This is a genomic window from Enterobacter sp. BIDMC 26 (assembly GCF_000534435.1).
Taxonomy (GTDB): Bacteria; Pseudomonadota; Gammaproteobacteria; order Enterobacterales; family Enterobacteriaceae; genus Enterobacter; species Enterobacter ludwigii.
Genome location: NZ_KI973182.1, coordinates 3,549,875 through 3,562,891, shown reverse-complemented (window position 1 = coordinate 3,562,891; position 13,017 = coordinate 3,549,875). Strand labels below are relative to the sequence as shown.

Genomic DNA, 13,017 nt, shown 5'->3' with positions numbered 1-13,017 from the left:
TTGTCTGAAAAAACGAAAATTGGATCTAACGTGAGGGAATAAATGAAAAAATTCCATTTCGCGGGCGGTATGTTATCGGGAGCGGTAAGAGGGGAGTAGTCCGCATAAGGACTACTCCGGGAAGGGGGAATATGCGTTAGTGATTCGAGAACCAGTTCAGTTTATCGCGCAGCTCCACCACGCGTCCGACAATAATCAGCGCCGGGCTTTCAACCTGCTGTGCCAGCTCACCTAACTGTGTCAGCACGCCGTTCACCACGCGCTGCTTAATGGACGTGCCGTTTTCCACCAGCGCGACGGACATATCCTCTTCCATGCCGTGCTCAAGCAGTTTGGCCTGAATGGTCGCGGCCTGGTTTAACCCCATATAGAACACCAGCGTCTGTTTTTCGGCGGCCAGGTTATGCCAGTCCAGCTCACTGCCGGTTTTCAGGTGTCCCGTCACCAGGCGTACGCTCTGGGCATAGTCACGGTGGGTTAGCGGAATGCCCGAGTAAGCTGAGCAGCCGGAAGCTGCCGTGATGCCCGGCACCACGGAAAACGGAATGCCCGCGTTGCACAACGTTTCCAGCTCTTCACCGCCGCGACCAAAGATAAACGGATCGCCACCCTTGAGGCGCACCACGCGTTTTCCTTTTTGCGCTTCGCGCAGCAGGATCTGGTTAATCTCCTCCTGCGGCACACAGTGGTACCCGGCACGTTTACCGACAAATACGCGGTCAGCATCGCGGCGGACCAGGTTCATTATCTCATCGGAGACCAGACGGTCATAAACCACAATATCCGCCTGCTGGATCTGCTGCAGCCCTTTCAGCGTCAGCAAACCGGCATCGCCCGGGCCGGCACCCACCAGCACCACTTCACCACGATGATCCAACGGCTCGCAGAGCAACTGCGCCGTCGTCTCTTCCACCGCTTTATGATCCTGATTCGCCAGCGACTGGGCCAGCCTGTCATTCACAAAGAATTTTTCCCAGAAGCGACGGCGTTCACCCACGGTCGCGAAGGTTTGCTTAACCCGTGAACGCAGCTGTCCGGCATAGTGGGCAATCTGGCCAAGATGCTGCGGCAGGATGGCTTCCAGTTTTTCCCGCAGCAGGCGGGCCAGGACGGGAGAGCGGCCGCCGGACGATACCGCAATCATCAGCGGCGAACGGTCAATGATCGACGGCATGATAAAGCTGGCTTCCTTCGGGGCATCCACCACGTTACAGAAGATGCGGCGCGCTTCACAGGCGTCGCTGACGCGCTGATTCACTTCATCGTCATCCGTGGCGGCTATGGTCAGCCAGCAGGTATCAAGCAGGGATTCATTAAACCCCCCCTGCACCAGCGTGAGCATCCCTTCTTTTTCCCAGGCCTCAAACTGCGGGGCGAAGGCCAGGGCGTTAACGGTGAGTCGGGCTCCTGCTTCTAACAGCAAGCGCGCTTTGCGTTCAGCCACATCGCCGCCGCCTACAAGCAGACAGTCGCGATGGCGTAATTGACAGAAAATCGGCAGGTGGTCCACGACATTACCTCACAGCATTCAAGGAGGGGGTAAGAAATTGAGGTCAGGATAACAGCAGGAATCGTACAGAACATACGGTTTTTCCTGCCGTTACCCATAAGGGGTCATAAGCTTTTCATATTGAAAAGGCGAGAGATTAGCCTTTCAGCTGCACCTTACCGTCCTTCACGCGGACATCGTAGGGCTTCACGGAATAATGCTTATCTTCCATGCAATACCCGTCGCGTAAACGAAAACGCTGTTTCTTCAACGGGCTGGCAACCCAGAGTTCACCCTGATGCTCTGCGATTAATCCCCGGGACAGGACGCTGGCCTCAAAGAACGGGTCGATATTGCTGATGGCAAAAACCTGTTCATCATGGCGAGGGCGGAATATCGCGACCTGCTCGTTACCCAGCAGGGCACAGACCCCGGTGGCAGGCAGAATGTCGTTAATGTTGCAGATGTTTACCCACTGGCTCATGCGTTTTCCTCCACCAGAGTCACCGGAATACGTTCATAAGGTGTCGCCGGACGATGCTGCTCGCGTTCTGCCACAACCTGCACATTCGGGTCGCGCTGGGTGCTGTTGATAAAGTGTCTGAAGCGAGTCTGCGCCGCCGGGGTGTTGACGGTTTCAGTCCACTCGCAGATCACCGCCTCGCGCAGGCGCGCCATTTCCGCTTCCAGATGGTCGTTCAGGCCCAGTTTGTCGTCAATGATGACCGATTTCAGGTACTCGATGCCGCCTTCCAAGTTATCGAGCCAGGACGCGGTACGGGTCAGCTTATCGGCGGTACGGATGTAGAACATCATAAAGCGGTCGAGATACTGAATCAGCGTATCGCGGTCGAGGTCTGCAGCCAGCAGGTCTGCATGGCGTGGTTTCATGCCGCCATTACCACAGACGTACAGGTTCCAGCCTTTCTCGGTGGCGATGATACCCACATCTTTACCCTGCGCTTCCGCACATTCGCGGGTACAGCCGGAGACGCCAAACTTCATTTTATGCGGTGTACGGATGCCTTTGTAGCGGTTCTCCAGCTCCACACCGAAGCCGACGCTGTCGCCTACGCCGTAGCGGCACCAGGTACTGCCCACACAGGTTTTTGCCATACGCAGCGCTTTCGCGTAGGCGTGGCCGGTTTCGAATCCCGCGTCAATCAGCTGACGCCAGATTTCAGGCAGGTCATCTTTCTGCGCACCAAACAGGCCGATACGCTGAGAGCCGGTGATTTTGGTATACAGGTTAAATTCACGCGCGATACGGCCAACGGCGACCAGCCCTTCCGGGGTGATTTCGCCACCGGCGGAGCGTGGGATGACGGAGTAAGTCCCGTCTTTCTGAATGTTCGCCAGGAAGTTATCGTTGGTATCCTGCAGCGGCGTGTGCTCTGGTTTGAGAACGTACTCGTTCCAGCAGGAGGCCAGCAGGGAACCCACGGTAGGTTTACACACTTCACAGCCATAGCCCTGGCCGTGTTTCGCCAGCAGTTCGTCGAAGGATTTGATGCCTTCCACGCGGATCAGGTGGTACAGCTCCTGGCGAGAGTAAGCGAAATGCTCGCACAGGTTATTGTTGACTTCGATACCCTGTTTCGCCAGTTCTGCGTTCAGAACCTGTGTGACCAACGGGATACACCCACCGCAGCCGGTACCGGCTTTGGTTTCTGCCTTTAGGGCCGCGACGGTATGGCAGCCTTTATTGATGGCCGAAATCAGCATGCCTTTGGTCACATCGAAACAGGAGCAAATCTGCGCGCTGTCGGGCAGTTTATCCACGCCGATGGACGGCTTACCGCTGGACGCATGCGCCGGAAGGATCAGCGCGTCCGGGTTTTCCGGCAGTTCGATGGCGTTCAAGACCAACTGAAGCAGGTTACCGTAGTCGCTGGTATCGCCCACCAGCACCGCGCCGAGCAGGGTTTTGTTGTCCTGACTGACGATAAGACGTTTGTACACCTCTTTGCTTTCATCGAGGTAAACATAGCTGCGTGCGCCCGGCGTGCGGCCATGCGCATCGCCAATACCGCCTACGTCTACGCCCAGCAGTTTCAGCTTGGCGCTCAGGTCAGCCCCTTCGAAGGCGTTCTGGTTGCCGAGAATATGGTCAACGGCAACCTGCGCCATTTTGTAGCCAGGCGCGACCAGACCGTACACGCGGTTGTTCCAGCTGGCGCATTCGCCGATGGCGTAGATATCCGGGTCGGAGGTCTGGCAGGTATCGTTAATCATGATCCCGCCGCGCTGAGCGACGGCCAGACCACACTGGGTGGCCAGCTTGTCGCGCGGGCGAATACCGGTAGAGAAGACGATAAAGTCCACTTCCAGTTCGCTGCCATCGGCAAAGCGCATGGTTTTCCGCGCTTCGGTGCCTTCCTGCACAATCTCTTTGGTATTTTTGCTGGTGTGAACCTTCACGCCCATGCTTTCGATTTTACGGCGCAGCTGGTCACCACCCATGTGGTCAAGCTGCTCTGCCATCAGCATCGGGGCAAATTCGATGACGTGGGTTTCAACACCGAGGTTTTTCAGCGCACCGGCGGCTTCCAGACCCAGCAGCCCCCCCCCGACCACAGCGCCACGTTTACTGCGGCGGGCACATGATTCGATCGCATTGAGATCTTCGATGGTACGATAAACGAAGCAATCCTGCGTTTCCGAGCCTTTGATCGGCGGGATCCACGGGTACGAGCCAGTCGCCATGATCAGCTTGTCGTAAAAAACCGTACGTCCGGCGCTGGAGTGGATCACTTTTTCCTGACGGTTGATGGTGATAGCGCGTTCGCCCACCAGCACTTTCACGCCATGCTTCTCGTAGAAACCATCGCGCACCAGAGAGAGCTCTTCAGCGGTATGATGGGAGAAGTAGGAAGACAAGTGCACACGGTCGTACGCCTTGCGGGGTTCTTCACAGAACACGGTAATATCGAACTGGTTAGCATCGGCTTTATCGAGAAGATCCTCAATAAAGCGGTGGCCGACCATGCCGTTACCGATGATAGCGAGTCTGACTTTGCTCATTTTTGCCTCGATTTCTTTTCTATTACTGCCTACCTTAACGATTCAGCAGGGGCACTTATTGATGCAAATCAAATACGCCTTCGCCTACTCCTTAGGTGGTATATGACTGATTTGTCAGGATTTTTATAAGTTGTGGAAATCGCTGGCTTTTCGAGGTCGCCGATTTTGTGTACAAATTAAGGGGCGCGTTGTCAAAAATGCGTACTCCCAAATTTCAGCCGCGTTTTTCAGGGGAAAGGCATGTCTACAACACCGCTTGGGCTTATTCAGAATGTTCGCTTACCGGGTCGCGAAGGGCTGTGGCAAATCGCCATTGAGCAGGGTCGTTTTGGTGGCATAACGCCGATGGGCGATACCGAAGACGAAAACGTAAGAATCTTAAACGCGCGTGGCGGCCTTGCCATCCCCCCGTTTATAGAACCGCATATCCACCTTGATACCACCCAGACGGCAGGCGAGCCGAGCTGGAACCAGTCCGGTACGCTGTTTGAAGGCATTGAGCGCTGGGCGGAGCGTAAGGCACTGCTTAGCCATGAAGATGTAAAAGCGCGCGCCTGGAAGACGCTGAAAGGGCAAATAGCTAACGGTATTCAGTTTGTGCGTACCCACGTGGACGTCTCTGACCCGACGCTCACCGCCCTGAAGGCCATGCTGGAGGTGAAGCAGGAGGTTGCGCCGTGGATCACGCTGCAAATCGTGGCGTTCCCGCAGGAAGGCATCCTTTCTTACCCGGACGGCGCGGCGCTCCTTGAGGAGGCGTTGAAGCTGGGTGCCGATGTGGTCGGGGCAATCCCGCATTTTGAATTCACCCGCGAGTATGGCGTGCAATCGCTGCACATTGCCTTTGAACTGGCGAAGAAATATGACCGTCCGCTGGATATCCACTGCGATGAAATTGACGATGAGCAGTCCCGATTTCTGGAAACGGTGGCCACCCTGGCTTATGAATCCGGGATGGGCCCGCGGGTCACAGCCAGCCATACCACGGCGATGCACTCCTATAACGGGGCATACACCTCGCGGCTTTTCCGCCTGCTGAAGATGTCAGGCATCAACTTTGTCGCCAATCCACTGGTGAATATCCATTTACAGGGGCGCTTTGACGATTATCCCAAACGACGCGGGATTACCCGAGTGAAGGAGCTGCTGGAGGCGGGGATCAACGTCTGTTTCGGGCATGATGATGTCTTCGACCCGTGGTACCCGCTTGGCACCGGCAATATGCTGCAGGTACTGCATATGGGGCTGCATGTGTGTCAGATGATGGGGTATTCTCAAATTGACAACGGTTTGAACCTGATAACCCACAACAGCGCCCGAACCTTTGGCCTGACGGATTACGGTATCGAAACGGGAAATCTGGCTAACCTGATCGTGCTGCCTGCGGAGAGCGGGTTTGAAGCGGTGCGCTGCCAGGTGCCGGCGCGCTGGTCGATTCGGGAGGGGCGAGTGATTGCTACGACGCAGCTTGCGCAGACGTGGATCAAAATGGACGACGTTGCGGAAGAGCACATCTTCACGAAAAACAGCCCCTTCGCTGAGCGCAAAGGGGCGTAGGGGATCAGTGGGACGCCGCTGCCGTATTATGCTGACGGTGGCGGGTCACAAAGCCCAGAACCAGGCACATCACAAACACCACCGCGTACAAACCGTTAGCGGTATGCAGCGCGGCCAGCGGTCCGCTGTGGGCGACGATCGGGCCGGTGACCACGAAGGTCAACATGGTGCCGATGGTGCCGCAGGTCAGCACGAAGTTCACCAGTTTCGGTGACGCTACTTTGGTCTGCAGAGAGCCCAGCGTAATGATAGAGGTGTAAATCGCACTGGAGAAGAAGCCCAGGGTCAGGATGAACCACGGCATATGCTCCGGTGAACCGTTAATGAACAAGTACATCAGCACGGTTGCCATGCCTGCCAGCACAGTCAGAATGCGCTGCAGGTCGAAGAAGCGCAGGATGAAGCTAAACGCCCACATGCCGAACATGTAAGACATCCAGAAATCGCTCACCAGTTTACCCGCGTCGTTCAGACTCATGCCCAGGCCTTTGGCGTATTCCGGTACCCAGGAGATAAAGCCCAGCTGACCGAGGATGTAGCACAGTGCGGCAACGGAGAGGAACAGTACGCCGATACCCCATTTCTCTTTCGCGACCGGCTCGTCCGTGGATTGCGCTTTTTTGCCCAGAACCGGGAATTCACAGCCGAAGGTCAGAATAAAGATTGCCACGTAGACCAGACCGATACAGGCATAAACCCAGTACCACTCAATGCTGCGTGCCAGCAGAACGGCCGCTACCATCGGGAAAATCATCCCCGCCATGCTGAAGAAGGAGTCGGTAAACAGCAGACGTGCGCCACGCTGACGACCTTCATACATATGGGTAATCAGGAACGTACCGATGGACATCGTAATACCGCTCACCAGACCCAGCACAAACATGGCGGCAGAGAACAGGGCGATGCTGTGGCTCACCATTAAACCCGCTACCGCGGCGACCATCAGCACGAAACCAAAACGCAGCTGCGTTTTCAGTGGAACAATTTCCATCAGCCAGGCATTCAGGAAAATGGAGATCAGGATCCCGGCGTTGAGGAAGGTAAAGGTGTTACTCATGCTGGAAACGGGCAGCTGGAAGTAGTCTGCGATATTACCCATCACCATCCCGGTGACGATCACCAACGCGCCGGTCAGGGCGTAGGAGAAGAAGCTGATCCATGTGAGCTTGATACGATTGCTGTTAGTCATGTCTGGCCTGTTCAGGAAAAGAAAAGCGCCCGAGGGGCGCTGAGAGCGGGCAGATTTTAGACATTAAAGTGATCCATTCATATCTTTTAAGAGAAATTCGAACACTATTGCAGGTTTTTATGTGATTCAGATCACATTAATGGGCGTCATAACCAATCGTTTGCGTGGTTACAACTGTTTCAATTTCGTAAAATTAGGTAAAAGGCTGGTCTCCGTTCATACTGCTCTTTAGAATCAAGCCATTCGCTTTTTATACTGCGCTTTGTTAAGGAATTCTCATGCTCAAATCAACGCTGGCGGCTGTCGCAGCTGTGTTTGCTCTTTCTGCCGTTTCCCCTGCTGCGCTGGCAGCCAAAGGAGACCCTCACGTTCTGCTGACCACCTCCGCCGGGAATATTGAGCTGGAACTGAATAGCCAGAAAGCTCCGGTTTCTGTGAAAAACTTCCTCGACTACGTGAATAACGGTTTCTATAACGGCACCACATTCCACCGTGTGATCCCGGGCTTTATGGTGCAGGGCGGTGGTTTTAACGAGCAAATGCAGCAAAAGCAGCCTAACGCACCGATTAAAAACGAAGCGGATAACGGCCTGCGCAACACCCGCGGTACCATCTCTATGGCGCGTACGGCAGATAAAGACAGCGCCACCAGCCAGTTCTTTATCAACGTGGCGGATAACGCCTTCCTCGACCACGGCCAGCGCGACTTCGGTTACGCGGTCTTCGGTAAAGTGGTGAAAGGGATGGATGTGGCTGACAAGATTTCTCAGGTGCAGTCCCATGACGTTGGCCCGTACCAGAATGTGCCGACGAAACCGGTTGTGATCCTCTCTGCAAAAGTTCTGCCGTAACCTTCTTTGACACGGGCGCTTCTCGCCCGTGTTTCGCTCCCCTCCCTGCGAAAGCGCGTTTTGCTGCTTATACTTGTGGCACACGGACATCTTCAGGGAGGCGTTAAGTGAAAAAACTCACCGATAAGCAAAAATCCCGTCTCTGGGAGCAGCAGCGAAACAGTAATTTCCAGGCCAGCCGCCGCCTTGAGGGGGTTGATAGCCCGCTCGTTACGCTAAACGCCCAGGATGCGCAAAGCCGTCTTGAAGAACTCAGGAGGCACTATGAGCGATAAAATCGGTGACGATCGTGACCCGTATCTCTACCCGGGTCTGAATGTGATGCGTAACCGTCTGAATATCCGCCAGGCTGACCGTCTTGCAAAGGCATCCTATGAGATCACCGCGCTGCGGGTGGCGACGCTCGGCTTAGGCCCGTCGGCGCCGGGGTTGCCGCATCTCTGTGCAATCCACCGCCACCTTTATCAGGATATTTTTGACTGGGCGGGCGATATCCGCGAAATCGATATTTATCAGGGCGACACCCGCTTCTGCCACTTCGCCTACATCGAGAAAGAGGGCAATGTCCTGATGCAGGATCTCGAGGAAGAGGGGTATCTCAACGGTCTGCAGAAAGAGGAGTTTGTGGCCCGCCTGAGTCACTACTACTGTGAGATCAACGTGCTCCATCCCTTCCGGATTGGCAACGGTATCGCTCAGCGGATCTTCTTCGAACAGCTCGCCATCCATGCAGGCTATCAGCTGAGCTGGAAAGATATCGACCCGGGCAAATGGGCGGCGGCCAACCAGAGCGGCGCAATGGGCGATTTAACGGCCCTAAACGCCATCTTTGCCAAAGTAGTGAGCGAAGCGCGGGAAACTGAGTAGAATAGGGCGGCACGTTTTTCTGGAGCCGCCATGATTCTGCTGATTGATAACTACGATTCCTTCACCTGGAACCTTTACCAGTATTTTTGTGAACTGGGTGCAGAGGTGGTGGTCCGCCGCAACGACGACATCAGCCTGGCCGAAATCGACGCGCTTGCCCCGCAGAAAATCGTTATCTCGCCGGGGCCCTGCACGCCGTCGGAATCGGGCATTTCGCTGGATGTCATTCATCATTACGCCGGTAAGCTGCCCATTCTTGGCGTCTGCCTGGGCCACCAGGCCATTGGGCAGGTGTTTGGTGCCACCATTGTGCGCGCCGCCAAAGTGATGCATGGCAAAACCGCGCCGGTGACCCATACCGGCACGGGCGTGTTTATGGGGCTTAATAATCCGCTTACCGTGACGCGCTACCATTCGCTGGTCATTGACCCGTCAACGCTGCCGGAATGCTTTGAGATTACCGCCTGGAGCGATACCCGGGAGATCATGGGGATCCGACATCGTGAATGGGACCTCGAAGGGGTGCAATTCCACCCGGAGAGTATCCTCAGCGAGCAGGGACACCAGCTGCTGGCAAATTTCCTCAATCGTTGAATAGTGGTTGCCTTGCTGTGATTTTTTATGCATATTTTGTGATTATATTTTCACAATCACTGTGACATAAAATGGATGGACACGACATGGCAACTGAACAATCTGCAATTACCCGCGCGACATTCGATGAAGTCATTCTGCCGATTTATGCACCGGCTGAGTTTATCCCGGTAAAAGGGAAAGGCAGCCGAGTCTGGGATCAGCAGGGGAAAGAGTATGTTGATTTCGCCGGTGGGATTGCGGTGACGGCGCTGGGTCATTGCCATCCTGTGCTGGTGGAGGCGCTGAAAACCCAGGGGGAAACCCTGTGGCATACCAGCAACGTCTTTACCAACGAACCGGCGCTGCGTCTGGGCCGCAAGTTAATCAGCGCGACTTTCGCCGAACGCGTGCTGTTTATGAACTCCGGTACCGAAGCGAACGAAACCGCCTTCAAACTGGCGCGCTACTATGCCTCCACGCGCCACAGCCCGTACAAAACCAAAATCATTGCTTTCCACAACGCCTTCCACGGTCGCTCGCTGTTTACCGTTTCCGTCGGTGGACAGCCAAAGTATTCCGACGGTTTTGGACCAAAACCGGCCGATATTATCCATGTGCCGTTTAACGATCTGCATGCGGTAAAAGCGGTAATGGATGACCACACCTGTGCGGTGGTGGTGGAGCCGATCCAGGGAGAGGGCGGCGTAACGGCTGCCACGCCTGAGTTCCTGAAAGGGCTGCGCGACCTGTGCGATGAGCATCAGGCGCTGCTGGTATTTGATGAAGTGCAGTGCGGGATGGGCCGTACCGGCTCCCTGTTTGCCTACATGCATTACGGCGTGACGCCGGATATTCTGACCAGCGCCAAAGCGCTCGGCGGCGGCTTCCCGGTCAGTGCGGTATTAACGACGCAGGAGATTGCCTCCGCGTTCCACGTGGGTTCCCACGGCTCCACATACGGCGGCAACCCGCTGGCGAGTGCCGTCGCGGGTGCCGCGTTCGACATTATCAATACCCCTGAGGTTCTGAGCGGCGTCAACGCGAAGCGTGAGCTTTTCGTGAAGCATTTGCAGCAGGTTGATGACCAGTATGACGTCTTCAGCGAGATCCGCGGGATGGGGTTACTGATCGGCGCGGAGCTGAAGCCACAGTACAAAGGCCGCGCGCGCGATTTCCTGCACGCCGCCGCCCATGAAGGGGTGATGGTGCTCAATGCCGGGCCGGACGTGATGCGCTTTGCGCCGTCGCTGGTGGTCGAAAATCAGGACATTGAAGACGGATTAAACCGTTTTGCCGCGGCGGTCGCTAAGATCGTAAACGCTTAAGACTCCGTTCGCGTTAAGCGACGGGTTAACCATATCCCGTGGTGAGGGCGCTGACGCCATGCTACCGACGAAATGGTGTGCATGGTGTTCAGATGCCCGAGAACGCGCTGCAGATGCTGCTCCAGGGTACTCATTGGCCCGTGGGTGAGCGTCTCTGGCGCCTCCAGAATGTTCGAATCCCCTGACTCGCCAGGCGCGTCATACTCGAGTCGCTGCTGACACCGCTGCAGGGCAATCTCACACGACTGCAGGTAGCGCTGCGCCAGATCGGGCGTCAGCATCGTATGTTCCCGCGCCAGCGTGGTCATGGCGTTGATGTGCTCAACGATAAACTGGCTGTGCGTCACCCAGAGCTTCATGTCCGCCAGATAGTGCGAGTTAAAGCCGGGCTCCTGCATTGCCTGATTCAGCGAGTTAAACAGGGCGTTATGCGCCTGGTTGACCTTCATCCGCTGATACGCCAGCGGGGAGGGCTGCGGGTCGTCACTCAGGATCAGGCGAATGGCCTGCTGGTCGGCCTCCAGCGCATCGTGGGCGTTCTGTCTGAGCAGCCCGCTTTGCCACTGAGGCCACAGCCAGACCATGCCGCCAAAGGCAATCAGGCAGCCAATCAGGGTATCGACCAGCCTGGCGATAATAAACTGCTCGCCGTTGAGCGTGAGCAACTGAAGGGTATACACCGCCGTTACCGTAAAGCCCACCATCGCCCAGCCGTAGTTTTTGCGGATGATCAGGTAGCTCACCATCGTGATCACCAGCATCCCTGCCAGCGTATAGCCTTCCGGCACGTGAAAGTGCAGCGTAACGCCCGCAATGATCAGCCCCGCCATCGTTCCGCCTGCCCGGTGCAGAATGCGCACCCGCGTCGCGCCATAGCCGTTCTGGGTGACAAACAGGATGGTCATTAAAATCCAGTACGGTTTGGGCAGATGCAGCGCCATGCCCATCAGGCTGGCAATGCTCAGCATCACGCTAATTCGCGCGGCGTTGCGCAGGGCAGATGATTTAAGGGAGAGGTAGCTTCTGAGCGCCGGCAGCAGCGGCAGGCGTTTTTGTTTGTCGGCCATCAGGTCGCGCGGATAAAGCGGACGCTGGGTTCGTAACACGCGGGCGATACGGCTGAAGTGCCAGGCGGCAAACTGGCCCACCGGGTTGTCTTCATGCTGACGGGCAATCTTCTCCAGCGCGCCGAGCTGTTTGTCCATGTTAAAGCGCGTGGGGTAGCGGTGATACAGAATGTCGTCAGCCAGCACCCGAAGGCGCGCGGAGACGGTTTGTGCGTTCCAGCGGATCACCGCTTCGGCATGGCTGCGCTCGACCAGTTTTTGCACCTCCTGCGGCTGGTGCAGGCTCACGGAGATATGCTCCTGTAAGTCCAGCCCCACCTGGAAGACGCGCAGCAGCCGTTTATATTCGTGGTTCTTATTGGCGGCGAGCATATGCAGCTGCTGATAACACTGGCTTATCAGGTCCACCACCTTTTGCTGACGCGTCAGCAGCGGCGGCAGTGATTTTTCTGGATCGGTATGCTGGGTGAGCAAGGTGTATTTGGCTTCACAGTAATCCGCCAGCTGCACGTAGAGCAGGCTCAGGGATTCCCGCAGCGGCTGTTCCCGCCACAGCCAGAACCAAAACCAGTTAAACAGCCCGTACCACAGCGTACCGAGGGCGTAGATCAGCAGCGGCTCCCACACCGGCATGTTGCCCGCAAGGCTCAGCGTGAAGATGGCGGCAATCAGCGACGCGGGAAGCAAACGCGCGTGCAGTGAGCTGATTTCAGCGGTTACGCCCAGGGTCATCGCCAGGACGGTGAGGATCAGCGGCAGCGGGATATCGCGGGCCAGCAAAAGCTGCACGGCGAGGCTACAGCCCGCAAACAGCGAGCCGCCCACGATCAGCCGTTTGAAAAAGCGCTTATGCGGCGTATCCAGACCGGCAATGTTGCAGCAGGCGGGAACGAGAGAGAAGAGCAGACCTTGCTGAAGATGGCCCAGAATCAGGCCTACGGCCACAGGAAGGCACAACACCAGCGTTTGTCGCAGTGCGTAGTTAACTTCCGGGTGATAAATCAGCCTGCGCCACATGGGGAATAGAGACAAAAACGGCGTGACACCTTGCGCTTGCGATGGCACGCCGTTT

The 13,017-nt window shown here is 56.3% G+C and carries 11 protein-coding genes; 6 read left to right on the top strand and 5 right to left on the bottom strand.

The features are described from left to right. Positions 1-136: 136 nt before the first annotated feature. The 3 genes from cysG to nirB form a co-directional block, all read right to left on the bottom strand. Positions 137-1,510, bottom strand: a complete 1,374-nt coding sequence (gene cysG / locus L462_RS06535) for a siroheme synthase CysG (protein WP_020884584.1) — start codon at positions 1,508-1,510, stop codon at positions 137-139. A 136-nt stretch (positions 1,511-1,646) separates the two neighbouring features. Next, positions 1,647-1,973, bottom strand: a complete 327-nt coding sequence (nirD, locus tag L462_RS06540; protein WP_032679100.1) for a nitrite reductase small subunit NirD — start codon at positions 1,971-1,973, stop codon at positions 1,647-1,649. Continuing rightward, entirely contained in the window at positions 1,970-4,513 is a 2,544-nt protein-coding gene (gene nirB, locus L462_RS06545; RefSeq protein WP_014171939.1) for a nitrite reductase large subunit NirB, read from the bottom strand. The genes nirD and nirB overlap by 4 nt, the downstream gene beginning before the upstream one ends. Positions 4,514-4,753: 240 nt before the next feature. Between nirB and L462_RS06550 the strand changes: the two genes are divergently transcribed. Further along, positions 4,754-6,070 carry a cytosine deaminase gene (locus tag L462_RS06550; protein ID WP_032679098.1) on the top strand — a complete coding sequence of 439 codons (1,317 nt, stop codon included), beginning with the start codon at positions 4,754-4,756 and terminating at the stop codon, positions 6,068-6,070. 4 nt (positions 6,071-6,074) lie between these two features. Here the strand turns inward: L462_RS06550 and tsgA are convergent, their stop codons facing one another. After that, positions 6,075-7,259 (bottom strand): MFS transporter TsgA, encoded by a 1,185-nt coding sequence (gene tsgA / locus L462_RS06555; RefSeq protein ID WP_020884588.1) that lies wholly within the window; start codon positions 7,257-7,259, stop codon positions 6,075-6,077. Positions 7,260-7,537: 278 nt separating this feature from the next. On the opposite strand from tsgA, the gene ppiA reads away from it, so the two are divergent. The 5 genes from ppiA (at position 7,538) to L462_RS06575 (ending at position 10,878) form a co-directional block, all read left to right on the top strand. Beyond that, positions 7,538-8,110, top strand: a complete 573-nt coding sequence (gene ppiA, locus L462_RS06560) for a peptidylprolyl isomerase A (RefSeq protein WP_014171936.1) — start codon at positions 7,538-7,540, stop codon at positions 8,108-8,110. Positions 8,111-8,217: 107 nt separating this feature from the next. Then, the gene (locus tag L462_RS24570) at positions 8,218-8,385 is read left to right on the top strand and encodes a YhfG family protein (protein WP_014171935.1); all 168 of its coding nucleotides are present in this window, start codon (positions 8,218-8,220) and stop codon (positions 8,383-8,385) included. Next, positions 8,375-8,977, top strand: coding sequence for a putative adenosine monophosphate-protein transferase Fic (locus L462_RS06565; protein WP_025202869.1), 603 nt, complete (start codon positions 8,375-8,377; stop codon positions 8,975-8,977). Before L462_RS24570 ends, L462_RS06565 begins: the two co-directional genes overlap by 11 nt. Before the next feature lie 30 nt (positions 8,978-9,007). Beyond that, complete coding sequence (pabA, locus tag L462_RS06570; protein ID WP_032679097.1) at positions 9,008-9,571, top strand: aminodeoxychorismate synthase component 2; 564 nt, start codon at positions 9,008-9,010, stop codon at positions 9,569-9,571. Between the two features lie 86 nt (positions 9,572-9,657). Then, entirely contained in the window at positions 9,658-10,878 is a 1,221-nt protein-coding gene (locus tag L462_RS06575; RefSeq protein ID WP_172425379.1) for a bifunctional acetylornithine/succinyldiaminopimelate transaminase, read from the top strand. Here L462_RS06575 and L462_RS06580 read toward each other — a convergent pair. Then, the gene (locus L462_RS06580) at positions 10,875-12,962 is read right to left on the bottom strand and encodes a YccS/YhfK family putative transporter (RefSeq protein WP_020884592.1); all 2,088 of its coding nucleotides are present in this window, start codon (positions 12,960-12,962) and stop codon (positions 10,875-10,877) included. The two genes, L462_RS06575 and L462_RS06580, sit on opposite strands and share 4 nt — an antisense overlap. Positions 12,963-13,017 lie beyond the last annotated feature (55 nt).